At 68.9% G+C, this 25877-nt stretch carries 24 protein-coding genes; 15 read left to right on the top strand and 9 right to left on the bottom strand.

What is annotated here, in order from left to right; all coding sequences use genetic code 11:
* The first annotated feature begins 313 nt into the window (after positions 1-313).
* Positions 314-652 (top strand): RcnB family protein, encoded by a 339-nt coding sequence (locus LIN44_RS15810; protein ID WP_227312889.1) that lies wholly within the window; start codon positions 314-316, stop codon positions 650-652.
* A gap of 85 nt (positions 653-737) precedes the next feature.
* On the opposite strand, the gene LIN44_RS15805 is transcribed toward LIN44_RS15810, so the two are convergent.
* The gene (locus LIN44_RS15805; RefSeq protein WP_227312888.1) at positions 738-986 is read right to left on the bottom strand and encodes a hypothetical protein; all 249 of its coding nucleotides are present in this window, start codon (positions 984-986) and stop codon (positions 738-740) included.
* 445 nt (positions 987-1431) lie between these two features.
* On the opposite strand from LIN44_RS15805, the gene LIN44_RS15800 reads away from it, so the two are divergent.
* From LIN44_RS15800 to LIN44_RS15785, 4 genes are all read left to right on the top strand, one after another.
* Entirely contained in the window at positions 1432-2451 is a 1020-nt protein-coding gene (locus LIN44_RS15800; protein WP_227312887.1) for a collagen-like protein, read from the top strand.
* Positions 2452-2670: 219 nt separating this feature from the next.
* Positions 2671-3171 (top strand): ion channel, encoded by a 501-nt coding sequence (locus LIN44_RS15795; RefSeq protein ID WP_227312886.1) that lies wholly within the window; start codon positions 2671-2673, stop codon positions 3169-3171.
* A gap of 98 nt (positions 3172-3269) precedes the next feature.
* Positions 3270-4736, top strand: coding sequence for an HdeD family acid-resistance protein (locus LIN44_RS15790; RefSeq protein ID WP_227312885.1), 1467 nt, complete (start codon positions 3270-3272; stop codon positions 4734-4736).
* A 48-nt stretch (positions 4737-4784) separates the two neighbouring features.
* On the top strand, positions 4785-5132 hold the full coding sequence (locus tag LIN44_RS15785; RefSeq protein ID WP_227312884.1) for a hypothetical protein: 348 nt from the start codon (positions 4785-4787) through the stop codon (positions 5130-5132).
* Between the two features lie 36 nt (positions 5133-5168).
* Here LIN44_RS15785 and LIN44_RS15780 read toward each other — a convergent pair whose 3' ends face one another.
* The gene (locus LIN44_RS15780) at positions 5169-6104 is read right to left on the bottom strand and encodes a MurR/RpiR family transcriptional regulator (RefSeq protein ID WP_227312883.1); all 936 of its coding nucleotides are present in this window, start codon (positions 6102-6104) and stop codon (positions 5169-5171) included.
* Between the two features lie 401 nt (positions 6105-6505).
* Here LIN44_RS15780 and LIN44_RS15775 point away from each other — a divergent pair, with 401 nt between their 5' ends.
* From LIN44_RS15775 to LIN44_RS15750, 6 genes are read left to right on the top strand one after another with little or no spacing between them, the layout of a single operon-like run.
* Positions 6506-6922 (top strand): type IV pilin protein, encoded by a 417-nt coding sequence (locus LIN44_RS15775; RefSeq protein ID WP_227312882.1) that lies wholly within the window; start codon positions 6506-6508, stop codon positions 6920-6922.
* A 2-nt stretch (positions 6923-6924) separates the two neighbouring features.
* Positions 6925-7419, top strand: a complete 495-nt coding sequence (locus LIN44_RS15770; RefSeq protein ID WP_227312881.1) for a GspH/FimT family pseudopilin — start codon at positions 6925-6927, stop codon at positions 7417-7419.
* Positions 7416-8036 (top strand): type IV pilus modification protein PilV, encoded by a 621-nt coding sequence (gene pilV, locus LIN44_RS15765; protein WP_227312880.1) that lies wholly within the window; start codon positions 7416-7418, stop codon positions 8034-8036. Before LIN44_RS15770 ends, pilV begins: the two co-directional genes overlap by 4 nt.
* Positions 8033-9097, top strand: a complete 1065-nt coding sequence (locus LIN44_RS15760) for a PilW family protein (RefSeq protein WP_370641579.1) — start codon at positions 8033-8035, stop codon at positions 9095-9097. The genes pilV and LIN44_RS15760 overlap by 4 nt, the downstream gene beginning before the upstream one ends.
* Before the next feature lie 32 nt (positions 9098-9129).
* A complete protein-coding gene (locus LIN44_RS15755; protein ID WP_227312878.1) occupies positions 9130-9687 on the top strand; it encodes a pilus assembly PilX N-terminal domain-containing protein in 558 nt (185 codons plus the stop codon).
* 40 nt (positions 9688-9727) lie between these two features.
* Positions 9728-12997 (top strand): pilus assembly protein, encoded by a 3270-nt coding sequence (locus tag LIN44_RS15750; protein WP_227312877.1) that lies wholly within the window; start codon positions 9728-9730, stop codon positions 12995-12997.
* A gap of 18 nt (positions 12998-13015) precedes the next feature.
* On the opposite strand, the gene LIN44_RS15745 is transcribed toward LIN44_RS15750, so the two are convergent.
* The 7 genes from LIN44_RS15745 to ilvA form a co-directional block, all read right to left on the bottom strand.
* Complete coding sequence (locus LIN44_RS15745; protein WP_227312876.1) at positions 13016-14518, bottom strand: efflux transporter outer membrane subunit; 1503 nt, start codon at positions 14516-14518, stop codon at positions 13016-13018.
* An 11-nt stretch (positions 14519-14529) separates the two neighbouring features.
* The gene (locus tag LIN44_RS15740; RefSeq protein WP_227312875.1) at positions 14530-15675 is read right to left on the bottom strand and encodes an ABC transporter permease; all 1146 of its coding nucleotides are present in this window, start codon (positions 15673-15675) and stop codon (positions 14530-14532) included.
* Entirely contained in the window at positions 15672-16631 is a 960-nt protein-coding gene (locus LIN44_RS15735) for an ABC transporter ATP-binding protein (protein WP_227312874.1), read from the bottom strand. The genes LIN44_RS15740 and LIN44_RS15735 overlap by 4 nt, the downstream gene beginning before the upstream one ends.
* A complete protein-coding gene (locus LIN44_RS15730) occupies positions 16628-17629 on the bottom strand; it encodes an HlyD family secretion protein (protein ID WP_227312873.1) in 1002 nt (333 codons plus the stop codon). Before LIN44_RS15730 ends, LIN44_RS15735 begins: the two co-directional genes overlap by 4 nt.
* Entirely contained in the window at positions 17626-18360 is a 735-nt protein-coding gene (locus tag LIN44_RS15725; protein WP_227312872.1) for a TetR/AcrR family transcriptional regulator, read from the bottom strand. Before LIN44_RS15725 ends, LIN44_RS15730 begins: the two co-directional genes overlap by 4 nt.
* A gap of 222 nt (positions 18361-18582) precedes the next feature.
* Entirely contained in the window at positions 18583-19416 is an 834-nt protein-coding gene (queF, locus tag LIN44_RS15720) for an NADPH-dependent 7-cyano-7-deazaguanine reductase QueF (protein ID WP_227312871.1), read from the bottom strand.
* A 16-nt stretch (positions 19417-19432) separates the two neighbouring features.
* Positions 19433-20971 carry a threonine ammonia-lyase, biosynthetic gene (gene ilvA / locus LIN44_RS15715; protein WP_227312870.1) on the bottom strand — a complete coding sequence of 513 codons (1539 nt, stop codon included), beginning with the start codon at positions 20969-20971 and terminating at the stop codon, positions 19433-19435.
* A gap of 303 nt (positions 20972-21274) precedes the next feature.
* On the opposite strand from ilvA, the gene otsB reads away from it, so the two are divergent.
* From otsB to LIN44_RS15695, 4 genes are all read left to right on the top strand, one after another.
* A complete protein-coding gene (gene otsB / locus LIN44_RS15710; protein WP_227312869.1) occupies positions 21275-22081 on the top strand; it encodes a trehalose-phosphatase in 807 nt (268 codons plus the stop codon).
* 10 nt (positions 22082-22091) lie between these two features.
* The gene (locus LIN44_RS15705; protein WP_227312868.1) at positions 22092-23957 is read left to right on the top strand and encodes a glycoside hydrolase family 15 protein; all 1866 of its coding nucleotides are present in this window, start codon (positions 22092-22094) and stop codon (positions 23955-23957) included.
* A 76-nt stretch (positions 23958-24033) separates the two neighbouring features.
* On the top strand, positions 24034-25425 hold the full coding sequence (gene otsA, locus LIN44_RS15700; protein WP_227312867.1) for an alpha,alpha-trehalose-phosphate synthase (UDP-forming): 1392 nt from the start codon (positions 24034-24036) through the stop codon (positions 25423-25425).
* Positions 25426-25456: 31 nt separating this feature from the next.
* Positions 25457-25810, top strand: coding sequence for a 4a-hydroxytetrahydrobiopterin dehydratase (locus LIN44_RS15695; RefSeq protein WP_227312866.1), 354 nt, complete (start codon positions 25457-25459; stop codon positions 25808-25810).
* The last annotated feature ends 67 nt before the right edge of the window (positions 25811-25877 follow it).

The raw sequence follows: 25877 nt of genomic DNA, 5'->3' as shown, positions 1-25877 counted from the left end.
GAACATGGAAAGCGGCATGCGCCCGCGCGATGTCGCGACGTCGACGGGGCCCCGCAGTGCGACCCGCAGCCAATGCACTGGATTGCGGCTGCTGGTAACAAATTGTTTCTGTGCGAGCATTCTAGACACGGGTGGCGCCGGAGGCGCCCCCCCGAATGGGGGCCTGACCGGCAAACAATTGTGAACGCGCGCCGCAGCGCTTGCCGAAGGCGCCGCGGCCGCCGGATGCCCGCTTGCCGGCATTTGTGACTAATCTGGTAGATGCTGTCGGATCCTCCGGCAGTTCGGTTTTCCCGTACGCAAGGAGATCACGATGAAGACCAAGAAAGCGATGCCAGTGTTGTTGCTGGCGGCAAGCGTGCTGGCGGCGCCGTTTGCGATGGCGCAGGGCGGTGCCAGGTCCAGGCCGATGACCGATCCCATGGCGGCGTCCGCGCCGGCGGCGCAGAGCTCGCCCTATATGCAGGTGCAGCAGTGGAAGAAGGGCGACCGGCTGCCCACCGAGTTCCGCGACCGCCAGTATGTGATCGACGACTACAAGCAGTACAACCTGCCGGCGCCGCGCAAGGGCACGCGCTGGGTCGGGATCGGCGCCGAGTATTACCTGGTGGCGCCCAACGGCGTGATCCAGCAGGTCGGCTCAGGCTCCTGAGGCCGCTCCCGCATTTGCCGCAACATTGAAAAACCGCCACGTACAGACGTGGCGGTTTGGTTTTGCCTTGTGGCGGCTGCGGCGTTCAGATGCCCAGGATCTTCTTCGCCTCGAGCAGCGACTTCATCGATTCATCGTGCTTGCCGGCCTTGTGATAGGCCTCGCCGTCGGCGCGCAGCTTGGAGACCTTGGCCGCATCATCCGGCGAGAGCTTGGGCTGGGTCGACAGCTTGGCGTCGATGGCCTTCATCTCGTTGGGACAGTTGTGGGCGAATGCCATGCCGCTGGCGCCGCACAGCATGATCGCCGTGACGATCGGAAGGAACTTGTGCACAGTGGCCTCCACGCAGGACTGTTGGAGTCTTCAGCATAGTGCATGGCACCCGCGTCGGCGGCAGGCAGGCCGGCGGCGCGGACCATACCCTCTCAAAGGGGTAAATCGCGCGGTTTCGTTTCGCCTGTGAACGCTGCCGCGCCGGCCTGCCACGGGCCATGCCATGCGCACTTCATCCCATACTCAACCCTTTGGGCGAAGCCGGCGCCGGGGCCCGATGCGGCCGTTGCGGTGGACTTTCCCTCCATTTTTGCGGTCTTTTTGCGTGCCAGCGCGACTGCCGCGCATGGCATTGGCCGCGGCATTTCTACTGTTCCGGTTGGCGCTTCATGGTTGAAACAGCCCATGCGGATGCACGATTTCCCGCAGTCGCTGCGCTCTCTAGATTGGAGCTACCCGGCATCGCACCGGGGATTTCAATCGACGAAAACGGGGGGCTTCCACCATGCAGCATATCGACCTGAAACGCGCGGCGATTCCATTCGCCTGCCTTGCCATCCTGCTCGCCGGTTGCGGCGGCGGCGGTGGCGATTCCACCACCGCCGGGGCTGGCCCTTCCGCCAGCGTGCCCGGCCCTGCCGGCGCCAATGGCAAGACGATCCTGTCCGGCACCAATGCGCCGACCGCTGACATGGGCACCGATGGCGACTTCTACCTCAATGTCTCGAGCTCGACGCTATACGGGCCGAAGGCCGGCGGCGAGTGGCCCGCCGGCGTGTCGCTGATCGGCCCGCAGGGCGTGCCGGGCGCGCCGGGCGCCACGCTGCTGCACGGCGCGGGCGATCCGACCGCGGCGGACGGCGCGGCGGGCAGCTTCTACCTGAATACCACCACCAACACGCTGTTCGGCCCGAAGACGGCGGACGGGTGGCCGGCCGGGATCTCGGTGGTCGGCCTGACCGGCCCGGTCGGGCCCGCGGGCCCGGCAGGCGCCGACGGTGCGCCGGGCCCGGCCGGAGAGAAGGGCGAGCAGGGCGAGCAGGGCGAAAAAGGAGACAAGGGCGACCCGGGCGAGCAGGGCCCGCAAGGCGAGCCAGGAGCGGGCGGCACCGTCTACACCGCCAACTTCGCCGTCACGGCCCCGCCGGGTGGCGTCGGCACCTATGTCATGACCGGTTCCGGGCTGTCGCTGCAGAGCAGCGACCCGTACTTCGGCGCGGTGATGCCGGTGGCCTGCGAGGGCGGCTTCACCCTGACCGCGATCCTGGCCGGCGAGGTCCCGGCGAAGGCCAAATACACCGTCACGGCGCACCGTGTCGCCAGCGGCACGGCGCTGGATCAGGTCAACGTGCTGCCCATCACCGACGCGTCGCAATGCGTGCTCAACAACGACGAGCGCACCTGCTCGACGCCGGCCACCACGCCGGTGGCCGCCAACGACGTGGTCCAGGTCCAGGTCAGCGGCAACACCGCCTTCAGCTGGGGCGGCGGGCTGTACGTGAACCTGTCGTGCAAGTCCCAATAGCGGAATCACGGGGCCGCGTCGCGCCCGGCTAGACCGCGGCCGCCAGGCCGCCTTCCCACCCTCTGCCAGGGCCGCCGGCGCACCACGCGCGCCGGCACGTAGCGCGTCCTGGTTTTCCCCCACGCCTTCCGGTGTTATTTTGGAGGGCGTCATTTTTTTTGCCCGGCCTGATCCGATCCATCACGATCGCACCGACGCCAGACGGGAGCGCCCCTGCGCATGGAAACCTCTGCCGAACATTATTCGCTGGCCCTGCTGTGCGCCGCCGTGCTGACCGTGACGGTGGTCGGCATCCACTACGAGGCGCTGCGCCTGCTGTCCGCGATGCACCCGCGACGATGGAGCGGGCGCATGAACATCGGCGTGCTGATCGTCTGCATCATCCTGGTTCATTGCCTCGAGGCGCTGGTATTCGCGGTCGGCTTCTGGTTTGCCGACCGCGTGCTGGGGCTGGGCGGACTGGCCGGGGTGGCGGTGCCGGGGGTCGAGGCCGCGCGCGCGCAGCCGGGCGCGCTGGTCTACGCCTACTTCGCGCTGGAAACCTTTACCACCCAGAGCCTGGGCGATATCGTTCCGGTTGGCGCCAGCCGCCTGATCGCCAGTATCGAGCCGCTGGTCGGCCTGATCCTGATCGGCTGGTCCACCTCGTTCACCTATGTCATGATGCGCCGCGACTGGGAACTGGAGCGCGACGAAGGCGGCGAGCATCGCCGCGGCTAGCGCCTGGCGGCCTCGTTCCAGCTTTCGCATTCGCATTGCGTCTGTGCCTCAAACCACGGGCCGCCCGCCGCGCCCGACAACAAAACGGATAGACGGACATGGCAAGACTGGTAATGATCCTGCTGGGCGTCGACTACCTGCGCACGCGCTGGCGCGGCCTGCTGTGGCTGGGCTGTGTGAGCGTGCTGCTGGGCATCGTGATCTTTGTCGATGCATTCGACAACGCCATCTACTTCCCGATGACGCCGTTCGCGTTGGTGCTGCTGCTCGAGGGCCTGGCCACGCTGGTGGTGGCGCGCAGCGGCATCGGCGGGCAACGCACGCTGCGCCAGGTCAAGGGCGTGTCGTTCTGCCTTGCTGCGTTGCTGATCCTGGCTGGCCACCATCACGGCCACTTCGTGCTGTCGATGATCTTCGCCACGCTGTTCCTGGCCGACGGGCTGCTGCAGATCGTGTCGGCGCGAGTGGTGCGCTTCCGCACCTGGCGCCTGGCGGTCGCCGTCGGCGTGTTCGAGATCCTGGTCGCGATCTTCTTCTATCAGCCGTACCCGACCCACTATGTCGGCACCGTGCCGTATTGCCTTGGCCTGGGGCTGATCTTCGGCGGCTGGAACCTGTTGCTGCTGGCCTCGCGCCTGCGGCGGCTCGACCATAACCCCGGCATGGACCCGGCCGATGCGGCGCCGGCTTCTACCGCGCAGACGCTCCATGCGGCCAGCGGCGCGCCCGACCTGACCCTGTGGGACGGCCCGCCCGAGCCCGGCGAGCCTGCGCTGACGGTGCACGTCTGGACCCCGGTCGGCTCCGCGCGCGGCGAAGCGCGCCGCCAGCCGCTGGTGGACCGCTATATCGCCGCGGTGGACCGCGACGGGGTCATCTCCACCGGCCATGCCGCGCTGGAATCGCCCGAGGGCATCTACATCAGCCTGTACCCGGCCGAAGAAATCGACCGCTCGCCCGAAGACTTCACCCGCATCCTGCGCGCCACCCGCGAAAACGACGTGCCGGGCAAGTTCCAGCCGGATTACCAGACCGAAGCGCGCGCCTGGTGCCCGTCGACGGTACAGGTGCGCATCCGCAACTACGATGCGGAGCGCCTGCGCCGCTTCTGGGAGGCGTACCGGCAGGACACCACCTACAACCTGACTTATCGCAATTGCTCCAGCACGGTCTCGCACGCGCTGGAAGCGGCGCTGGAAGGCGCATCGGCCCGGGTCTGGCGCCAGGCCCGCGGCTGGCGGCCGCTGTGGCGCCTGCTCGCCACGCCCGAGCTATGGGTGGCCGCGCAGTTGCGCAAGCGCGCCAAGACCATGGCCTGGACCCCCGGCCTGACGTTGGACTATGCCCGCGCGCTCAGCATGCTGGCCGATCCCCGCCCGTCCGGGTGGGCCAGCATGGCCCGCATGGCGCTGGGACAGATGCGGCGCCAGCGGCAGGACTGGCGCGAGGCCGCGCACGGCCGCACGGACAGCGCGGACGCGGCCGGGGCCCCGGCCGCAAGCCACGTTGCCAATGCCGGAAATGCCGCGAATGCCGGTAGTGTCAGGCAGCGCGGGAACGATTAAGCTCGCGGTACTTGCCTGAACCTGTGCCACCAGAGGAGACATCGCATCATGCCGAGACGCCAGCGTATCCTGACCCGCATTGCCGCCGTCGCCGCCTTTGCGGTGGCGTGCGGCGCGCATGCGCAGAGGCAGGATCAGGGCGGCGCCGCCGCCGCCATCAATGAAGCCGTGCAGCAAGGCACCACCCCTTACCGGCCCGACCCTTCGGCGACGCCGGCCAGCATCCAGTCGGACGAGTGCCGCGCGCTGGCCGAGCAGATCGCGCAGGCGCCCAAGCGCGAGTACCGCGCCACCGAGCCGGCCATCGAGACCGCCCAGGGCCGCAAGCTGCCGGAGCTGGAACGTGACCGGCCGAAGAAGTCGCTGCAGCGGGCGTACCGGGAGAAGTGCACGTAATAAGCCGGCCCGCTGCGTTGTCCGGGCAGGCCGCGCTCAGCGGTGCCCGGGCGTCACGTAGGCGCCGGTGCGGTGCAATTCGCCCTCGGCCTGCTCCAGCGCGCGGATGGCGCCCTTGCCCTTGCGCGCCAGCAGCTGTTCGACCAGCGCCTCGACCACGGCCACGCCCGCGGTGATCGACGGGAAGAACGACGGGCTTTCGACCGAGAACAGCAGCGTGCAGTCCGCCGCCAGCGCGATCGGCGCCACCGTGCTGTCGGTCAGCGCGATCACCTTGCAGCCGCACTCGCGCGCGGCCTCGGCCACGCGGATGCTTTCCTGCGAATACGGGGCGAAGCTGACCACCACCACCGCATCCTTCGGCGCCAGGCCGCGCAATTCCATCTCGAGGGTGCCGGCATCGGCGCGGATCAGGTGCACGGTGCTGCGGAACAGCCGGTAGACATAGTGGAAGGTGAACGCGATCGGGAAGCATGAGCGGAAGCCCGCCACATGCACGCAGGCCGCGTGCGAGAGCAGCTCGGCGGCTTGCGGCAGCGTCTTCTCGTTGCTGGCGGCGATCCGGTCGAGGTTGTGGTGCTGCGCCTCCAGCATCTCGCCCAGCATGCGGCTGGCGCTGCTTTCGCGCACCACCTTGCGCGCACGCCGCGCATAGGGCTGGGTACCGCCGCGCAGCGCATCGACAAACAGCTCGCGCATGGCCTGCCAGCCCTCGAAGCCCAGATGCTGCGACAGCCGCACCAGGGTGGCGGGCTGCACCCCGGCACTGGCCGCGATCTTGCGCATCGACAGCACCGGCACGTCCTGCGGATGGTCGAGCAGGTAGCGCGCACCGCCCTGGAACTGCGTGCTGAGATTGGGGAAGCCGCGGCGCAGCAGTTCCAGCAAGGCCTCGAGGTCATGGGGCGGCGCTGACGGCGATGGCGGCGTTGGGGGCCCGGGCCGGGAGGCGGCGGGGGGAACGGACGGCATGGGTGCTCCGGCTTCAAGGATGTAACGATTGTTGCACAGGTGCGGCCCCCTGCGCACCGCGTCGGGGCGAGGGCGGGCGCATTAACGTCCACAAGCGCCGGAATCTTGATCCCCGGCGACATCCGGCGGCGCCACTGTCACTTCGCTACAACGCCGGCCTGCCGGCATCGTATTTTCCTTACCCGCTTAACGGATCGTGACTTACACTCCGCGCCATAACCTCCGGAAAAATGGGTCGTCCGGAACATAATGAGTAGCGGAGCGCGAGCATGGGACATAGAAGCCCGGCAGTGCGACACGGTGGGAGGGTCAACCCGCCGTTTCGGGTCATATTCAGGGTCATCCCGGGGGTCGGATCCCAAGCAGGCATCCAGACTGGCGGGACTCAGGGGGCTGCCGGCATGCCATGCCGGGGCAGGCCGCCGCATGGCTTCACGCTGATCGAAGTGATGATCACCGTGGCGGTCATCGCTATTCTGGCCGCCGTCGCCATTCCCAACTACAGCCGTTACGTCGTGCGCTCGAACCGCGCCGCGATCGAGTCCTTCATGCTCGAGGTCTCGGGCGCGCAGGAGCGCTTCCTGGTCGACAACCGCGCCTATGCCGCCAGCCTCGGCGCGCTCGGCATGTCGGTGCCCGCCGGGCTGGCGACGCGCTACGACGTTACCGTGACACCGAACGCGGCACCGCCGCCCGGTTACCGCATCGTGGCCACGCCCAGGGGCAGCCAGCTCAGCGACACCGATTGCGGCACGCTGACGCTGACCAGCGCCGGCGCCAAATCCGCGTCGGGCGCAGGCACCGACTGCTGGAACTGACCATGCGGCCCAGCCTTTCGCGCGCGAATGATCGCCGGCGGCCCGCGCGCCGCGGCTTTACGCTGATCGAGCTGCTGTGCGCGTTGTCGGTGCTGGCGATCCTGGCGGTCGCTGCGGCGCCTTCGTTTGCCGCGCTGCTCGCCAGCCAGCGCGTGCGCAGCGCTTCGCTCGACCTCGCTTCGGCGCTGGTGCTGGCGCGCAGCGAAGCGGTCAAGCGCAATGCCACGGTTTCGCTGGCACCGGCCGGCGCCGCCTGGACTGCCGGCTGGACCGTGAGCGCGGGCGCCGAAACGGTACGCTCGTTCGGGCCCTATGGCGGGCTCACCATCACGCCCAGTGCGGCCGGCGGCCTGGCCCTTGGCAACGACGGCCGGCTGACCGGCGCGGCGATGACCTTCGAGTTCGCGCCCGGCGGCGATACCTCGGCCACCACGCGCGTATGCGTGCAGGTCAGCGAGACCGGCCGCATCGCCTCCACCACCGGAGCCTGCACATGAAGCGCATGACGAAGTCGCGGCGGCGCCTGCCGGCGCGCCGCGCGCACGCCGGCTTCCTGCTGATCGAAGTGCTGGTGGCGGTGGTGATCCTGCTGGTCGCGCTGCTGGGCACCGCCGGACTGGTGGCGCGCTCGGGGCAGACCGAAATGGAGTCCTACCAGCGCGTGCAGGCGCTGGCGCTGCTGCAGGACATGGCCGCGCGCCTGAACGCCAACCGCCAGGTGGCGGCATGCTATGCCAACGGCGCTGCCGGGATGCAGCTGGGCAGCGGGGCCGCGCCCCCGGCCGCGTGCACGCTGGGCAGCGCCGCGCAGAACGCCACCGCCAACGCGGACCTGCAGGCCTGGAACGCCGCCTTGCTCGGCAGCGCCGAAACGCGTCCGGGCGCCAGCGCAGCCGATCCCGCGCAAGCGGTCGGCGCCATGATCGGTGCGCGTGGCTGCATCGACACCGTCGACGCCGTCAACCAGGTCTACCGCATCACCGTGGCGTGGCAGGGCCTGGCTACCACGGGCGCACCGGCGCTGGGCTGCGGCAAGGACCAGTACGGCAACGACGCCTATCGCCGCGCGGTCAGCACGCAGATCCGCATCGGCACCCTCGGGACCGTGTCATGACCGCGCCGCATTTCCCTGTGCCTTCATCCCGGGCGCGCGCCATGCGCCTGCGCCGCCAGCGCGGCATCTCGCTGGTCGAGCTGATGATCGGCATCACCATCGGCCTGGTGCTGCTGACCGCGCTGGCCAGCCTGTATTACGCCAACAGCGTGTCGCGCACCGAGTTCGCCAAATCGGCCGAACAGGTGGAAAACGGGCGGTATGCGCTGGAGCAGATCCGGCGCGAGGTGGAGCTGGCGGGGTTCTTCGGCGTGGGCAATATCGCGCGTGGCAACAAGGCCGCGGAGCCGGCGCTGTGCGCGACCGACCCGGCCGCGCTGGGCTTCTCGCCCACCGCCGAAACCGTGCCGGTGGCGCTGGCCGGCTATGCGCCAGGGGTGGCGGCCCCATGCCTGCCGGACCTGGCGCCGACCTCGGAGGTGCTGGTGGTGCGGCGTGTGTCGACCACGCCGGTGATGGCGCCCGCGCCGGGATCGGCTTACCTGCAGCTCTCGGCCTGTTCGCTCGACACCCAGAGCTTCGTCTTCGACGCCAGCGGCGCAGCGGCCTTCGGCTTGCGTACCAAGGCTTGCGATGCGGCACAGCCGGCCGAACTGCGGCGGGCCATGGTGCGCATCTTTTACCTGGCCGCCTGTGACCGCTGCAGCAACGGCGGCGACGGCATTCCCACGCTGAAGATGGCCGAGCTGGTCAACGGCGCGTTCCAGTCGCGCTCGGTGGCGCAAGGGGTCCAGGACCTGCATGTGCAGTATGGCGTGGACCAGGACAGCAACGGCTCGGCCGACTGCTACGTGGCGGACCCGCGCGCCGACAACAGCGCGGCGTGCACCGCCGTGCCGGGCTATGACTGGGGCGTGGCGATCAACAACCTGGCCAATGTCACGACCGTGCGCGTGCACCTGCTGGCGCGCACGCTGAAGCCCAGCGGCGGCCATACCGACAACCGCACCTATGCACTCGGCCGCGCGGCCGCCGCGGGGCCGTTCAACGATGGCTACAAGCGCCACGTCTACGCCCAGGTGGCGCGGCTGGTCAACGTGGCCGGGTTACGTGAGCAATGACGCCGTACCGGCAACAAACTGCGAAGAGAACCATGATGAAGTCAAAGGCCGGCGCGCTGCGCCGCAGGCAATCCGGGGTCACGCTGGTGGTGACGCTGGTGTTCATGGTGCTGTTCCTGCTGATCGCGGTCGCCATGGTCAATTCGGGCCTAATCAACGTCAAGGTGGCATCCAACCAGCAGCACAGCGCCGAAGCGCGCGACGTGGCGCAGCAGGCGATCGAGCAGGTGATCAGCGACGATTTCACCAAGGCACCGGTGGCGGTGGACGTGCCGGTGGACGTGACCGGCGACGGCACGGCGGATTACGTCGCGCAGGTGGCCGCGCCGACCTGCGTGACGAGCAAGCCGGTGGCCAAGGTGATCGATCCGGAGAAGCACCCCGAGGATGCCGAATGCACGCTCGGCAGCAGCACCGGCAACGGCAACCTCGTAGTGGGGCCGGGCGGCGCCAATGTGGTCAGCTCGCTTTGCAACGATACGCAGTGGGACGTCGCCGCGACCGTCAATGACGCCAACAACACCGGCACCGTAGCGACGGTGCACCAGGGCGTGGCCGTGCGCACGCTGTATGGCTCCACCTGCCCCTGACGCCACGGGCGCGACCCCGATCCAGAAAGGAAGAACCAGCATGCCCATGCCCGCCCGCCGGCTTCGCGCCTATGCCGCCTGTGCCACGGCCCTGCTCGGCCTGGCTGCCGCGCCCGCGGCGCTGGCCGAAGACATCGACCTGTTCACCGGACTGCAGGCCAATGCCGGCGCGCGTCCGAACGTGCTGCTGATCCTGGACAACGCCTCGGCGTGGAATGCCAATGCGCAGGTCGATTGCGAAACGCCGGGCGTGGTCGGTCCCAACAACCTGAACAACAACGTCGGCGCGGAACAGTGCGCGCTGTACAAGGCGGTATCGGACCTAATCAGCGACCCCAATACCACCGGCAAGATCAACCTCGGCGTAATGATGTTCGGGGGTAGCAATAACTCCGGCGCCCAGTTCCGCTTCCCCAGCGTCACCCCGCCGACCGCCCCGTCGGGGCTGGTGCTGCTCGACAAGACGGGTGGCGAGGAGATGCTGGCGTTCATCAAGAGCATCGACCGCACCAAGGACAGCTCCAACAATTCGCAGGTCGGCGGAGCCATGCAGGAAGCGTGGGCGTTCTTTTCCGGCAAGACGGGACTGTCCGGCACCACTTACAAGTCGCCGATCAGCAATCCCTGCCAGAAGAACTTCATCATCTACATCGCCAACGCGCTCAACAACGGCAAGCCGCAGGACACCGGCCAGGACGCGTACAACAAGCTCAAGGAGGCGGGTGCCACGGCTGCGCAGCTCACGCCGATTCCGCTGTCCAAGGCCAACAACATCGACAACTGGGGCGATGAGTGGGCGCGCTTCCTGAACGGCATGGACCTGAACGCCGCCAACAACGCGGGTTCGGCCACGGCGACGCGCCAGAACGTCATCACCTACACCATTGGCGTTACGGACGGCAGCAAGCAGAGCCTTGACTACCTGGAGTTCGTCAACAGCATGGCCACCAAGGGCGGCGGTGGCAACTTCACGGTGCGGGCCGGCGACGACGACGCGCTGGCCAAGGCGCTGAAGGATATCTTCAACGAGATGCAGGCGGTCAACAACGTGTTCGCCTCGGTCAGCCTGCCGGTCAGCGTGAACGGGCAGGGCTCGTACCTGAACCAGGTCTACATCGGCATGTTCCGCCCGGACGGCAAGGCGCGCCCGCGCTGGGTCGGCAACCTCAAGCAGTACAAGCTGGGCTACGACACCAACGGCAACCTGGTGATGCTCGACGCCGGCGTGCCGGGTGGCACCGAGCAGACGTCAAAGAACGCGATCAGCAATGCGAGCACCGGCTTTATCTCGCCCAATGCGCGCAGCTACTGGACCGAGGATCCGCCCAAGCAGGTGGCCAGTTCCAGCATCGTCACCGACTGGCCCGCCGACGGCTTCTGGAAGAATGCCTCGGCGCAGCTGCGCAACGCCAAGGATGCGCCCGACGGCGAGATCGTCGAGAAGGGCGGCGCCGCCGAAATGCTGCGCGCCGACTACCTGACCAGCCAGAGCGCGCGCCGGCTGCTGACCTGCGCCGATGCCAAATGCAGCAAGGGCACGCCGCTGGCCGCCTTCAATACGGCCAACAAGGCGCTGACCGAGGGCAGCGGGCCGTCGCTGCTGAAGACCACGTCGGCCGAGGTGGCCAAGATGATCGACTGGGTGCGCGGCAAGGACGTCTTTGCCGCGTTGACCGGCACCGACCCGAAGAAGGAGGCTGAGCCCGGTCCCGGCGGCAACGTCACGGTGCGCGGCTCGATCCACGGCGACGTGCTGCACTCGCGCCCGGTAGTGGTCGACTACGGCGGCAGCACCGGCGTGGTGGTGTTCTACGGCGCCAATGATGGTGTATTCCACGCCGTCAACGGCAACCGCACCGGAGCGATTTCCACCAGCGCCGGCACGGTCCGCGCCGGCGGCGAACTGTGGGGCTTTATCGCGCCCGAGTTCTACGGCAAGCTGGCGCGGCTCTACAACAACGCGCCCGAGGTGCGGCTGACTGGCAGCCCGCAGGACACCGACGAGGTCCAGTTCACGCCGCGCGACTATTTCTTCGACGGCACCACCACGGTTTACCAGAACCTGAGCAACCCGGCCACGCCGGAAGTGACCATCTACCTGACCGCACGGCGCGGCGGACGGCTGGTGTATGCGCTCGACGTCAGCGATCCGGCGCAGCCCAAGTACCTGTGGAGCAAGACCAGCGCCGATATCCCGGAGCTAGGCCAGACCTGGTCGCAGCCGCGCGTGATGCGCGTGCGCGGCTACCCGAAGCCCGTGCTGATCATGGGCGCGGGCTACGACCCCGACGGCGAAGACTCGGACCCCGCGCTGGGCGGCAATGCCGGCGCGACCAACCAGCAGGGCCGCGGCGTGATCGTGCTCGACGCCGCGAGCGGCGACGTGGTCTGGGCCGCGCTGGCCAGCTGCGCCGGCATTACCACGGGCACCTGCGTCACCATCGACAGCCGCGCGATCCCGTCGGACGTTGCGGTGGTCGATCGCAACGGCGATGGCTACGCCGACAAGGCTTACGTCGGCGACGTGGGCGGCAATATCTGGCGCATCGACTTCGGCGCGCTGGCAACCGACGTGCCCTCGACCTGGACCATCGCCAAGCTGGCCCAGTTGGGTGGCGCGGTGAACACCAACGACGCGCGCAAGTTCCTCTATCCGCCCGATGTGGTCGCCACCGGCAAGTACGATGCGGTGATGATCGCCTCGGGCGACCGCGAGAAGCCGCTGTATTCGCTGAGCCAGACCCCGGGCGCGGCGCAGAACGTGCGCAACCGCTTCTACATGGTCAAGGACCCGAACGTCGACGGCAAGCCGCCGGCAACGTGGGCAGCGATCAAGGAGGCCGATCTGGTCGATGCGACCAGCGTGGCCTACCGCGATACGGCGACGGCGAGCGGCTTTTACCTCGCGCTCGAAGCCGGCGAGAAGGCGGTCAATGCGCCGCTGACCGTGGCGGGCTACACCTACTTCGGCACCAACACGCCTTCCAAGGTACTGCCGGGCGCCTGCTACCCCGACCTGGGCGTGGCGCGCGGCTACGCGGTGTCGTTCCTGACCGGGCTGGGCATGAACAACGGGCCGCGCTATGTCACCTTCGACAACGGCGGGCTGCCCCCATCGCCGGTATTCGGCATGGTGTCGGTCACGCAGACCGATGGCTCGACCCGGCTGGTGCCGGTGCTGATCGGCGGCGGCAAGGCGGGCGGCAGCGGCGGCGACGACAAGTCTTCGCTGGGCGGCCAGGAAGTGAAGCCCGCCAGCGCCGGCAAGCGCAAGCGCACCTACTGGTACACGCAGAGCGACAAGACCTGAGCGCCGACCGGAACGCCGCTACCGCGGCGCCGCCGCCATCGCGCCGGCTTCTTCCTCCCACCACCCACCCCCCAACGCCTGCAGCAGCGCCGCCGAATCCGCCAGCCGGTCGGCGCGCGCCTGCGCCAGTTCCAGCGCGGCCTGGCGCGATTGCCGTTCGGCATCCAGCAGCGCCAGCTGGCTGACGCCGCCGAGCCGGTACTGCTCCGACACTACCGCCAGCGTAGCGCGCGCCTGCCGCGCGCTGTCGGCGCGTTCACGCAGCGCGGCGGCGTCGGCTTCGAGCGCGCGCAGTGCATCGGCGACATTCTGCAGGCCCTGCAGCACGGCTTGCCGGTACGCGGCCAGCGCTTGCTCATACGCGGCTTCCGCCGCGCGCTTGCGCGCCTGCAGCTCGCCGCCGCGGAACACCGGCTGCACCAGGCCCGCGGCCAGGCTCCAGACGTTGAGGCGGCTGAACAAGTCGCGCGCCGCGGTGGCCTGCGTGCCGCCACTGGCGCTCAGCGTGATTTGCGGATAGAGGTTGGCGGTGGCCACGCCGATATTGGCCGAAGCCTGTTGCAGCAGCGCCTCGGCCGCGCGGATATCGGGACGGCGGCGCGCCAGCGTGGCGGGCAGGCTGACCGGCAGCGTGTCGGGCAGGTACAGCGTGTCCAGGTGGAACTCGGGCAGCGCGGCCGAGGCCGGGGTCTGGCCCGTGTAGACCGCAAGCTGGTGCCGCGTGGCATCGAGCTGGCGCTGCAGCGCCGGCACCAGCGCCCGGGTTTGCGCCAGCTCGGCGCGGCTGCGCTGCACCTCGACGCGCGCGACGCCGCCCGCGCGCAGGCGCGCCTCGGTGATGCCGAGCTGGCGCTGCTGCGTCGCCACCATCGCCGCGGTATCGGCCAGCTGCGCGCGCAGGCCGGCTTCGCGGATGGCCGCGGTGGCGACGTTGGCGGCCAGCGCCAGGCGCGCGGCCTCGAGTTCGTAGCGCTGGTAGTCCACCACCGCCTGCAGCGCTTCCAGCTCGCGCCGCTGGCCGCCGAACAGGTCCAGTGCGTAGGACACCTGCACCGACGCGCCGTACAGCGTGAACGGGCCGGGGCTGGGGAGGGCGGTGATGCCCATCGACTGGAAATCGACCTGCTGGCGCGTGGTGTCGAGCCTTGCATCGATGGCGGGCCAGCGCGTCGCGCCGGTGCGGGCGGCCAGGTTCTCCTGGGCCTCGAGCAGCCGCGCACGCGCCTGCGCCAGCGTCGGGCTGGACCCGAGCGCGGCGCGGATGGTGGCGTCCAGCGCCGGGCTGCGGAACAGCGTCCACCACTGCGCCGGGACATCGGCGCCGGCAGCCAGCGTCTGCGCGTGGGACTGGGCCGACGTGTCTGCACCGTCCGCGGCGCCGTCCGCCGCCACGGTCGCCACCTGCTGCGGACGCGGCACGTAGCCGGCATCGTCGACCGGCGCGGGCGCGCGGAAGTCGGGACCGACCGCGCAGCCGCACAGCAGCGCGGCGGCGAACAGGGACGTGAGTCGTCGTTGCATGGCCAGCTCCTTCAATCGAGCGTGCGCCGGTAGAAGCGCACCGCGATCGCCATCACCACCACGATAAACAGCGCCATCGGCCATACATTGGGCCAGAGCTCGAACCAGCCGTTGCCCTTGAGCAGGATGCCGCGCACCATGCGGTGGAAGTAGGTCATCGGCAGGATGTTGCCGATCGCCTGCGCCCAGCCCGGCATGCCGGCAAACGGGAACATGAAGCCGGACAGCAGGATGTTGGGCAGGAAGTAGAAGAAGGTCAGCTGCATCGCCTGCAGCTGGTTCTGCGCCAGCGACGACAGCGTGATGCCCACGGTCAGGTTGGCCGCGATGAACAGCAGCGCCGCCAGGTACACCGCCAGCACCGAGCCGACAAAGGGCACGCTGAAGATCCAGCGCGCGGCCAGCAGCACGATGGTCGACTGGATCAGGCCGATGAAGATGTACGGCACGATCTTGCCGGTCATCACCTCGATCGGCCGCACCGGCGTGGCCAGCAGGTTCTCCATGGTGCCGCGCTCGCGTTCGCGCGTCATCGCCAGCCCGGTCATCATCACCATGGTCATCGACAGGATCACGCCCATCAGCCCCGGAATGATGTTGTACTGGGTGATGCCCTCGGGGTTGTAGAGCCGCTGCACCTGGACCTCGAACGGCGGCTTGCCGCCGGCCAGCGGCGCCAGCGCTCCCTTCAGGTCGTGCGCGGCGACGCGGTAGGGCAGCTGCGCCAGCGCGGCGATGGCCTGGCCGGTGGCGGAGGGGTCGGTGGCGTCGGCCTCGACCAGCAGCGCGGGGCGCTCGCCGCGCAGCAGCCGCCGCGTGAAATCGGGCGGGATGGTCAGCACGAACTGCACCTCGCCCTTCATCAGCGCCTCGCGCCCGGCGCGCTCGTCGGGCAGCGTGCCGACCAGCCGGAAGTAGGTCGACTGCGCCATGCTGGCGACGAACGTGCGCGTGAACTCGCTCTGGTCGGCGGCGATCACCGCGGTCGGCAGCTGGCGCGGATCGGTGTTGATGGCAAAGCCGAACAGCAGCAGCTGCATGATCGGCAGGCCGACGATCATGCCGAAGGTGACGCGGTCGCGCCGCAGCTGCAGGAACTCCTTCAGCACGATGCTCCACCAGCGCTGCCACGAGAAGCGCGCCGAGGCGGGCGTCATGGCGCCTCCTTCGTCTTGCGCGCCATGTTGTCCTCGGCGCCGCTCATCATGTGGATGAACACGTCTTCCAGGCTGGTCTGGGCCTGCTCGATGCGCCGGCCCGGGCCGGCCAGGCGCGCGAGCGTGTCGGCCAGCGCCTGCGCATCGCGCCCGGTCACGTGCAGCGCGGTGCCGAAGGCCACGGTCTGCTCCACGCCCGGCGCGCCCTGCAGCTGCGCCGACAGCGCCGCGAGGTCGTCGCCTTCGACGCTCCAGGTCGACAGGTTCTGGCTTGCCACCACTTCATCGGCGGTGCCCTGCGCCAGCAGCCTGCCGTAGGCGATATAGGCCAGCTTGTGGCAACGCTCGGCCTCGTCCATGTAGTGCGTGCTGACCAGCACCGAGATGCCGCGCGCGGCCAGCTGGTGCAACTGCTCCCAGAACTCGCGCCGCGCCTTGGGGTCGACGCCGGCGGTGGGTTCGTCGAGCAGCAGCAGCTCGGGCTGGTGCAGCAGGCATGCCGCCAGCGCCAGGCGCTGCTTCCAGCCGCCCGACAGCGCGCCGGCCAGCTGCGCCGAGCGCGTTGCCAGGCCCAGGTCTTCGAGCGCGCGCTCGACGGCCTCGCGCCGGTTGGGCATGCCGTACACGCGCGCGACGAAGTCCAGGTTCTCGCGGATCGACAGGTCGTCCCAGTACGAGAACTTCTGCGTCATATAGCCGACGCGGCGCTTGATCTCGTCGGACTCGGTCAGGATGTCATAGCCCAGGCAGGTGCCCGCGCCGGAGTCCGGCGTCAGCAGCCCGCACATCATGCGGATCGAGGTGGTCTTGCCGCTGCCATTGGGGCCGAGGAAGCCGAAGATCTCGCCGCGCGCGACCTGCATGCTGAGGTCATTGACCACATGCTTGTCGCCGAAGTGCTTGTTCAGCCCGCGCACGTCGATGGCGAGGCCGCTGCCGTTGGCGGTCGTGTTCATTGCCGCACCACTTCCACCGGCTGGCCGGGCCGCAGCTTGGGCGCATCGGCGGCCGACGGGCGCGCCTCGACCAGGAACACCAGCTTGCGCCGGGTCTCGTTGCTGTAGATCACCGGCGGCGTGTACTCGGCCTCGTTGGCGACGTAGCTGATGGTGGCGGCCACCGGCGCGGCGCAGCCGTCGCAGCGCACCTGTACCGCCTGGCCGTTGCGCAGTGCGCCCACCACGGTTTCCGGCACATAGAAGCGCACCTTGACATTGCCCGGCGGCAGCATGCGCACCACCGGGCTGCCGGCCGGCACCCATTCGCCCAGGCGGTAGGGCACGTCGTAGACCAGTCCGGCCTGCGTGGCGGCCACGGTCTTGCGCGACAGCTTCCACTGCGCCTGCGCCAGCGCGGCGCGCGCGGCGGCGACCTGCGCGGCCTGGGCCGCCTGCTGCGCCTCGCGGCCCGGCAGGCGCGCCACGTCGATATCGCGCTGCAGCTCGCGCACGCGCGCGGCGTCGCTGCTGGCCTGGGCGCGCGATTCGTCGAGCTGCGCCTGGGCGATGCCGCCGATCTCGAACTGGCGCTGGTCGCGCCGCAGCGCGGCGGCGCTGCGTTGCGCCTGGGCCTGCGCCTGCGCCAGCTGGGCCCGGCTGACCGCGACTTCGAGCGGGCGCTTGCCGGTCTTCAGGTCCTGCAGCGTGGCTTCGGCGGCGCGCAGCTGGTCTGCGGCCTGCTGGCGCGCGGCGCGCTCGTCGTCGGCTTCGAGCGCGAACAGCGCCGCGCCCTGCGCGACCTGCTGGCCGCGTTGCACCGAGAGCGTGTCGAGGCGCCCGGCGAAAGGCGAGGCCACGCTGACGAATTCGCCTTCGACATAACCTTGCCAGGTATCGGTGCGCGCGTTGCCGCAAGCGGCAAGCAGCGTGGCACCGAGCAGCGCGGCACCGAGCAGGGCAGTGCCGCGCAGCGCCGTGCGCGGCCGCGCACAAGGGGTGGAAGCAGCGTGGTTCATGCGGACTCCGGGGAATGCCTGGCTGTGCGGCCCTGCCGTCTGGCGGCGGCTGCGGGTGTCTTCGGACTTGCCGTTGCCGCCGCGGGCGAGAGCCCATGGGTCAGCAGCGCCGTGACATGGCGCACCAGCGCGTCCGTATCGACCGCCTCGGCGCCGGGCAGCCGGCGCCAGATATGCGTGGTGGCCAGCGGCAACAGCGTCAGCCCGATCAGCGACGGCACCACCAGCGCCGGCTCGAGGCCGGGGTTGAGTTGCCCGCCCGTGATGGCCGCCGCCAGTGGCGCCATCAGCGCGCCGGCGCGTTCCAGCGCAAAGCGCTTGAGCACGCGCTCGCGCAACGCGCCGTCATCGCTGGCCACTTCGCGGATCCACAGGCCCGGGAACCACGGCGCCTCCGCGACCGCGCGGATCAGCCGGGTGGCGATGCCGACCAGCATCGCCAGCGGCTCATGGTCCGATGGGGTGCCGGCAAAGAAGCGGGCCACCAGCGGCTGCACCTTCTCCTCGATCACGGCATCGAGCAGCAGGTCGCGGTCGCCGAAGTAGTAGTGCACCAGCGCCGGGGTGACGCCCGCCAGCGTCGCGATGGCCTTGACCGGCGTGCCTGCCACGCCTTGCCGCGAAAACAGATCGGTGGCCGCGTCGAGGATGCGCTCGCGTTGGCCCGGCTGGCCCGCCGCCGGGCGGCCGGGGCTGCGGCGGGGTGGCTTGGAAGCGGGTTTGCGGGGCATGGTGGCTGGGTTGGCGGGTGGGTGTCTCAGGTATATTAATTTTCTCGTTAATTAATTCAAGGACGGTTACAACTTGGGCGCGCGTCGGAGGCGCCTGAGGGCAAAAGTAGGTTCAGGGGATATGAACGGGAGGCCAGCAAGCAACGTTGCGGCCCCACATGGCGCAGGCCGGTCCCCTCTCCCGCGTGCGGGAGAGGGGAGAAAACACGCGGCAGTTGAACACTACTGCCGCGCATTCCTCTTGTTATCCGGCCACGCCGTATTGAAGTTGGTGCGGAACGGATTGATATCCAGCCCGCCACGCCGCGTATAGCGCGCATACACCGCCAGCTTGACCGGCTTGCACTGGCGCATCACGTCCATGAAGATGCGCTCGACGCATTGTTCGTGGAACTCGTTGTGGTTGCGGAACGAGATCAGGTACTTGAGCAGGCCTTCCTGGTTGATCGGCGCGCCGACGTAGCGGATCTGCACGCTGCCCCAGTCGGGCTGGCCGGTGACCAGGCAGTTCGACTTGAGCAGGTGCGATACCAGCGTTTCTTCCACCGGGGTTTCTTCCTGGTCGGCGCTGAGCAGTTCCGGCGCGGGCTCGTAGCGGTCCACTTCGATGTCGAGGCGGTCGAGCAGCAGGCCGTCGAGCTCGCCCATCTTCTGCGTGCCAAGCTCGGCTTCGGTCACCAGCCGCACCTGCACGGTGCCGCCGGTGGCTTCGGACAGGTCGTGGTGCAGCAGCTGCTGCAGCGCTTCGGGCGAAGCGATCCGGGTCTGGTTGAACGAGTTCAGGTAGAGCTTGAACGACTTGGACTCGACGATATTGGGCGTGTCCGACGGGATGATGAAGGTGGCCAGCGCCACCTGCGGCTTGCCCTTCAGGTTCAGCCACGACAGCTCGTACGCGTTCCAGATATCGACGCCGAAGAACGGCACCGGCTTGCCCTCGGGCAGGCCGATCTCGGTGCGCTTTGGCTGGCGCGGGATCGGGAACAGCAGGGTGGCGTCGTACTCGGTCTTGTAGGCCGAGGGCTTGCCCAGCGGCGAGTGTTCGGGAAGGCTCATGGCGCGCTCGGCGGGATCAGGACAGGAACAGCTTGTACACCGGGTTGTCGGTCTCGTCCCAGTGTACGTAACCCAGCGTCGAAAGGAAGGCGCGGAAGGCGCGCTTCTCGTTCTTCGGCACCTGGATGCCGACCAGGATGTTGGAGGTGTCGGCGCCCTGGTTGCGGTAGTGGAACAGGCTGATGTTCCAGTTCGGGCTCATGCTCGACAGGAACTTCATCAGCGCGCCCGGCCGCTCCGGGAACTCGAAGCGGTACAGCAGTTCGTCATGCGCCAGCGCCGAGCGCCCGCCCACCATGTAGCGGATATGCTGCTTGGCGAGTTCGTCGTTGGACAGGTCGAGCGTGTCGAAGCCATGCTTGCGGAAGCTGGCGGCGATCTTGTCGTTCTCGGCGCGGCTGGCGATCTGCACGCCCACGAAGATATGCGCCATGCTGGTGTCGGCGATGCGGTAATTGAACTCGGTCACGTTGCGCGTGCCCACCAGCTCGCAGAAGCGCTTGAAGCTGCCGCGCTCTTCCGGGATGGTCACGGCGAACACGCCCTCGCGGGCCTCGCCCACTTCGGCGCGCTCGGCGACAAAGCGCAGGCGGTCGAAATTCATGTTGGCGCCGCAGGCGATCGCCACCAGGTGCTGGCCCTTGAGCTTCTCGCGCTCGGCGTACGCCTTCAGGCCCGCCACCGCCAGCGCGCCGGCCGGCTCGAGGATGCTGCGGGTGTCCTGGAACACGTCCTTCACGCCCGCGCAGATCGCGTCGGTATCGCACAGGATGATGTCGTCGACCAGTTCGCGCGTGATGCGGAAGGTCTCCTTGCCGACCAGCCTGACCGCGGTGCCGTCCGAGAACAGGCCCACTTCCTTCAGTTCGATGCGCTTGCCGGCATCGACCGAGCGCTTCATCGCGTCCGAGTCCACCGTCTGCACGCCGATGACCTTGATCTCGGGACGCACCGCCTTGATGTACGCCGCGATGCCGGAGATCAGCCCGCCGCCGCCGATGGCGACGAACACGGCGTGGATCGGGCCCGGGTGCTGGCGCAGGATCTCCATGGCGATGGTGCCCTGGCCGGCGATCACCTCGGGGTCGTCGAACGGGTGGATGAAGGTCAGCTTGTGCTTTTTCTCCAGCACCGCGGCGTGGTTGTACGCGTCGCTGTAGGACTCGCCGTGCAGCATGATCTCGACCCACTGGCCGCCGCGCTCGCGCACGGCGTCGATCTTCACCTGCGGCGTGGTCACCGGCATGGCGATGATGGCCTTGCATTGCAGCCGGGCCGCCGCCAGCGCCACGCCTTGCGCGTGGTTGCCGGCCGACGCGGCGATCACGCCGCGCTTCAGTTCTTCCGGCGTGAGCGAGGCCATCTTGTTGTACGCGCCGCGCAGCTTGAAGGAAAAGACCGGCTGGGTGTCCTCGCGCTTGAACCAGACCGAGTTGCCGGTGCGCGCCGACAGCTGGTGCGCATAAGTCAGTTCGGTCTCCTGCGCCACGTCATAGACCTTGGCGGTCAGGATCTTCTTCAAATAATCGGGTCGGGCGGCGGACTGGCGGGTCATGGTCTCGGGGCTGGCCGGCAGGCGCGCAGCGGGCGCGCAAAAAAGCCGGGAAATTCTGGCGGAAACCGTCAATGATAAAGGATGCCGGCCTGGCGTACCGGACCGGGGCGGCGCAGCCGCCGCCCGGCATGGGGCGTCGCGCCGCGTGCGCCGCGGCTGCGGAGTGGATCGGCATTCACTCGGGGCCGTGCACGCAGGGCGCCGGGCCGGCGCCAGGCTTGCATCGGCGCCGGGTTGCGCTTGCGGCATGTAGGACGGCGCCCGGTGGACGCCGGTCAAAACGACGTGTTACGGTTTAACGCGATGCCACAGCTACCGCTAATCGAACCCAATACCGCCCTGTTTCTCGACTTCGACGGCACGCTGGCCGACCTGGCCCCGCGGCCCGAACTGGTGCAGGTCGAACCAGAACTGGTCGGCACGCTGCGCACGCTGTACCAGCGGCTGGACGGCGCGCTGGCCGTCATCTCGGGACGGCCGATCGTCGAACTCGACCACTTCCTGCAGCCGCTGCAATTGCCCGCGGCCGGCATCCACGGCGCCGAATTCCGCACCGACGGCGGCATGGTGTCCAAGACTCATGCCCCCGGACTCGAACCGCTGATTCCCCACCTGGAAGCGCTGGTGCGCGCCTACCCGGCGCTGCGGCTGGAGCGCAAGTCGGTCGCGGTCGCGATCCACTACCGGCAGGCGCCCGAGCTGGCCGGCATTGTCGATGCCGCGGTCACTGACGTATTGCGCCATGCCGTCGGCCTGGAAGCGCTGCCCGGCAAGATGGTGGTCGAGATCAAGCCGGCCGGCGTCGACAAGGGCGATGCCATCGCGGCCTTCATGAAGGCCGCGCCCTTTGCCGAGCGCGTGCCGCTCTTTGCCGGCGACGACATGACCGACGAACCCGGCTTCGCCGCGGTGCGCAAGCTCGGCGGGCTGGGCGTGCTGGTGGGCCAGCGCGAGACCGTCGCCGCCGTGAGCGTGCCCGGTCCGGCGGCGCTGCGCAGCTGGCTGCACCGCTCGGCGCATGCGCTGTCGTCAGCCGCAGGCGCCAGCGCACCGCGCGCCGTGCCCCACGAGGCCGGGCCAGGCCCGGGCCGGCGCCCAACCACATCGTGAGGGAGATCCCGTGACCAACCCGAGCAGCCCCGGAGAACTGGGCAAGCCGCCCGCCGAAGGCGTCAACCGCACCGTGGACGGCGGCACGCGCTTCGCCAACCCATCGCTGTCGCTTGGCATGATCGGCAATTGCGCCATTTCGGCGCTGGTCGACTGCCGCGGACGCATCGTCTGGTCCTGCCTGCCGCGCTTCGACGGCGATCCGGTATTCAATGCCTTGCTCGATCCGAGCGAGAACGCCGGCCATTTCTCGATCGAGATCGAGGACTTCCATTCGTCGCGGCAATGGTATGAGCCCAATACCGCGGTGCTGCGCACGCGGCTGACGGACATCCACGGCAACTGCCTCGAGATCACCGATTTCGCCCCGCGCTTTTTTCGGCTGGGGCGCTACTTCCGCCCGACCACGCTGATCCGCCGCATCCGCCCGGTGCGCGGCGCGCCGCGCGTGCGCGTGGTGGTGGCGCCGCGCTTCGAATGGGGCCGCAAGGCGCCGCAGATGACGCGCGGCAGCAGCCACGTGCGCTACATCGGCGACGACATGACCCTGCGCATGACCACCGACGCGCCGCTGGCCTATGTGCTGTCGCACACGCCGTTCCTGGTCACGCGCGGCCATAACTTCATCCTCGGCCCGGACGAGACGCTGGCGCACGGCGTCGAGGAAACCGCGCGCGACTTCGAACAGGAAACCACGGCCTACTGGCGCCTGTGGAGCCGCCGCCTGGCGGTGCCGCGCGAATGGCAGGACGCGGTGATCCGCGCCGCGATCACGCTGAAGATGTCGCTGTACGAAGAGACCGGCGCCATCGTCGCGGCCATGACCACCAGCATTCCGGAAGCGCCGGGCAGCGGCCGCAACTGGGACTACCGCTTCTGCTGGCTGCGCGACGCGTTTTTCGTGGTGCGCGCGCTCAACAGCCTGTCCGAGGTCGGCACCATGGAGGACTACCTGCGCTGGCTCTCCAACGTGGTGATGCAGTCGCAGGACGGCCATATCCAGCCGCTGTACGGCATCGGCCTGGAGCGCGAGCTGCCCGAAAGCATGCTCGACCACCTGCCTGGCTATCGCGGCATGGGGCCGGTGCGGGTCGGCAACCAGGCGCAGGAGCACTTCCAGCATGATGTCTATGGCAACGTGGTGCTGGGCGCGGCGCAGGCCTTCCATGACCACCGGCTGCTGCATCGCGGCGGCCCGGCCGAATTCGGCCGCCTGGAAGCGGTGGGCGAGCAGGCGGTGCGGGTGTTCGGCACACCCGACGCCGGCATGTGGGAGCTGCGCACGCGCGCGCGCGTGCACACCTCGTCGGCGCTGATGAGCTGGGCCGCCTGCGACCGGCTCGCCAAGGTGGCCGAAAAGCTGGTGCTGCCCGAACGTGCCGCGTACTGGCACGGCCACGCCCACCGCATGAAGGAACGCATCCTGGCCGAGTCCTGGAGCGAATCGCGCCAGGCCTTCGCCGAAAGCTTCGGCGGGCGCGAACTGGATGCCAGCGTGCTGCTGATGGCCGAGGTCAACTTCATCGACCCGCGCGACCCGCGCTTCATCGCCACCGTCAAGGCGCTGGAGACCACGCTGTGCGATGGCCCCTACATGCGCCGCTACGAGGCGCCGGACGATTTCGGCAAGCCCGAGACCGCCTTCAACATCTGCACCTTCTGGCGCATCGACGCGCTCGCGCGCATCGGCCGCCGCGACGAAGCGCGCGAAATCTTCGAGGCCATGCTGGCCGCGCGCAATCCGCTCGGGCTGCTGTCCGAGGATACCCATCCGGTGACCGGCGAGATGTGGGGCAATTTCCCGCAGACCTATTCGATGGTGGGCCTGATCAATGGCGCCATGCGGCTGTCGGCGCCGTGGGACACGGTGATCTGAGCCTGGAACGCGGCGCGGCAGCCCGGGCACGGCAGGCAGCGACTACGCAAACAACAAGGGACCAAGAAAAAGATTTATGCCAAGACTTGTAGCGGTATCCAACCGGGTCGCAGATCCCCGCAACGTGGCCGCGGGGGGCCTTGCCGTCGCGCTTTCCGAAGCGCTGCGCCAGACCGGCGGCCTGTGGTTCGGCTGGAGCGGCAAGGCGATGGAAACCGCCCAGGGCGGGACCCCCGGCGAAGGCGACCTGCATCTGCAGCAGGCCGGCAACGTCACGCTGGCCACGGTCGACCTGAGCCGCGAGGACCATGACGCCTATTACCTGGGCTACAGCAACGGCGTGCTGTGGCCGGTGTTCCACTACCGGCTCGACCTGGCGGATTTCGATTCCAACTTCCTCAACGGCTACCGGCGCGTGAACCAGCTGTTCGCGCGCAAGCTGGCGCCGCTGCTGCAGCCCGACGACATCATCTGGATCCACGACTACCACCTGATCCCCCTGGCTTCCGAGCTGCGCGCGATCGGCTGCGGCCAGAAGATCGGCTTCTTCCTGCACGTGCCGCTGCCGCCGCCGCTGATCCTGGCCGCGATCCCGCAGCACGAGTGGCTGATGCGCGCGCTCTTTGCCTACGACCTGCTCGGCTTCCAGAGCCATGCCGACGTCGAGCATTTCTCGCGCTACGTGCAGGCCGAGGCGCAGGCCGAGCCGATGGGCGAGCATCGCTACCGCGCCTTCCACCGCACGGTGCGGGCGCAGGCGTTCCCGATCGGCATCGACGTCGACGAGTTCATGGAACTGGGCCGCGGCGAGGAAGCGCAGGAAACCTACGAGATGATGTGCGCGCAGTACGCGCGCCGCCGGCTGCTGCTGGGCATCGACCGGCTCGACTACTCCAAGGGCCTGCCGCAGCGGCTCAAGGCGTTCTACCGGCTGCTGGCCGAGTACCCCGAGAACCGCTCGAGCGCAACGCTGGTGCAGATTGCCGCGCCCTCGCGCGAATCGGTCGACGCCTATGTCGACCTGCGCCGCGAGATGGAGCAGCTGAGCGGATCGATCAACGGCGAATTCGGTGAGCTGGACTGGATGCCGGTGCGCTATATCCACCGCACCACCGCGCGCAAGCGGCTGCCGGGCCTGTGCCGCGCCAGCCGCGTGGCGCTGGTGACGCCGCTGCGCGACGGCATGAACCTGGTGGCCAAGGAGTTCATCGCCGCGCAGGATCCCGAAGACCCGGGCGTGCTGGTGCTGTCGCGCTTTGCCGGCGCGGCCGAGCAGCTGCGCGAGGCACTGCTGGTGAATCCCTACGACACGCGCGCCACCGCGCAGGCGATCCAGCAGGCCTTGCACATGCCGCTGGCCGAGCGCCAGCAGCGGCACCAGAAACTGCTGGAGCGCATCCGCGCGCAGGATGTGCACTGGTGGAGCCGTGAATATCTGCGCGCATTGACCGAGACCGAGGGCGCATAAGGCACGGCGCGTTCGGTCGGGGAGCGAGACCATGAGCGAAAACCTGGCAGCGCAATCGTGCACGCCTTGCCGCGGCGGCGTGCCGCCACTGACGCCCGATGAGGCCGAGGCCCTGCTGCAGCAGGCGCCCGGCTGGGAGCTGGCCGATGGCGCGACGCGGCTCGAACGGCGCTTCACCTTCGGCAATTTCGCGCAGGCGCTGGCGTTCGTGAACGGCGTCGGCGAACTGGCCGAGGCGCAGGGGCATCATCCCGAGATCAGCTTTGGCTGGGGACATGCAACGGTGTCGTGGCGCACGAAGAAGATCAAGGGGCTGCACCGGAATGATTTCATCATGGCGGTGAAGACGACGGAGCTGGCCGAGGGGCAGGACGGAGGCGGCTGAGTTGGCTTTCAAAGAACCGCAGCGGCGACGTTGCCTGAAGCCCCCAAACTCCCGCTTGCGTACTCCC

Source organism: Cupriavidus sp. MP-37, from assembly GCF_020618415.1.
GTDB lineage: Bacteria > Pseudomonadota > Gammaproteobacteria > Burkholderiales > Burkholderiaceae > Cupriavidus.
This window is presented reverse-complemented; position numbering and strand designations above follow the sequence as displayed.

Bases quoted from the DNA above. Each gene is read 5' to 3' on its own strand.
- ilvA (WP_227312870.1), bottom strand. From the start codon at position 20,971: ATGACCCGCCAGTCCGCCGCCCGACCCGATTATTTGAAGAAGATCCTG.
- pilV (WP_227312880.1), top strand. From the start codon at position 7,416: ATGAAGCGCATGACGAAGTCGCGGCGGCGCCTGCCGGCGCGCCGCGCG.
- LIN44_RS15780 (WP_227312883.1), bottom strand. From the start codon at position 6,104: ATGCCGTCCGTTCCCCCCGCCGCCTCCCGGCCCGGGCCCCCAACGCCG.
- otsB (WP_227312869.1), top strand. From the start codon at position 21,275: ATGCCACAGCTACCGCTAATCGAACCCAATACCGCCCTGTTTCTCGAC.
- LIN44_RS15760 (WP_370641579.1), top strand. From the start codon at position 8,033: ATGACCGCGCCGCATTTCCCTGTGCCTTCATCCCGGGCGCGCGCCATG.
- LIN44_RS15785 (WP_227312884.1), top strand. From the start codon at position 4,785: ATGCCGAGACGCCAGCGTATCCTGACCCGCATTGCCGCCGTCGCCGCC.
- LIN44_RS15750 (WP_227312877.1), top strand. From the start codon at position 9,728: ATGCCCATGCCCGCCCGCCGGCTTCGCGCCTATGCCGCCTGTGCCACG.
- otsA (WP_227312867.1), top strand. From the start codon at position 24,034: ATGCCAAGACTTGTAGCGGTATCCAACCGGGTCGCAGATCCCCGCAAC.
- LIN44_RS15740 (WP_227312875.1), bottom strand. From the start codon at position 15,675: ATGACGCCCGCCTCGGCGCGCTTCTCGTGGCAGCGCTGGTGGAGCATC.
- LIN44_RS15800 (WP_227312887.1), top strand. From the start codon at position 1,432: ATGCAGCATATCGACCTGAAACGCGCGGCGATTCCATTCGCCTGCCTT.
- LIN44_RS15810 (WP_227312889.1), top strand. From the start codon at position 314: ATGAAGACCAAGAAAGCGATGCCAGTGTTGTTGCTGGCGGCAAGCGTG.
- LIN44_RS15755 (WP_227312878.1), top strand. From the start codon at position 9,130: ATGATGAAGTCAAAGGCCGGCGCGCTGCGCCGCAGGCAATCCGGGGTC.
- LIN44_RS15795 (WP_227312886.1), top strand. From the start codon at position 2,671: ATGGAAACCTCTGCCGAACATTATTCGCTGGCCCTGCTGTGCGCCGCC.
- LIN44_RS15695 (WP_227312866.1), top strand. From the start codon at position 25,457: ATGAGCGAAAACCTGGCAGCGCAATCGTGCACGCCTTGCCGCGGCGGC.
- LIN44_RS15775 (WP_227312882.1), top strand. From the start codon at position 6,506: ATGCCATGCCGGGGCAGGCCGCCGCATGGCTTCACGCTGATCGAAGTG.
- LIN44_RS15745 (WP_227312876.1), bottom strand. From the start codon at position 14,518: ATGCAACGACGACTCACGTCCCTGTTCGCCGCCGCGCTGCTGTGCGGC.
- LIN44_RS15770 (WP_227312881.1), top strand. From the start codon at position 6,925: ATGCGGCCCAGCCTTTCGCGCGCGAATGATCGCCGGCGGCCCGCGCGC.
- LIN44_RS15735 (WP_227312874.1), bottom strand. From the start codon at position 16,631: ATGAACACGACCGCCAACGGCAGCGGCCTCGCCATCGACGTGCGCGGG.
- LIN44_RS15790 (WP_227312885.1), top strand. From the start codon at position 3,270: ATGGCAAGACTGGTAATGATCCTGCTGGGCGTCGACTACCTGCGCACG.
- LIN44_RS15725 (WP_227312872.1), bottom strand. From the start codon at position 18,360: ATGCCCCGCAAACCCGCTTCCAAGCCACCCCGCCGCAGCCCCGGCCGC.
- LIN44_RS15730 (WP_227312873.1), bottom strand. From the start codon at position 17,629: ATGAACCACGCTGCTTCCACCCCTTGTGCGCGGCCGCGCACGGCGCTG.
- queF (WP_227312871.1), bottom strand. From the start codon at position 19,416: ATGAGCCTTCCCGAACACTCGCCGCTGGGCAAGCCCTCGGCCTACAAG.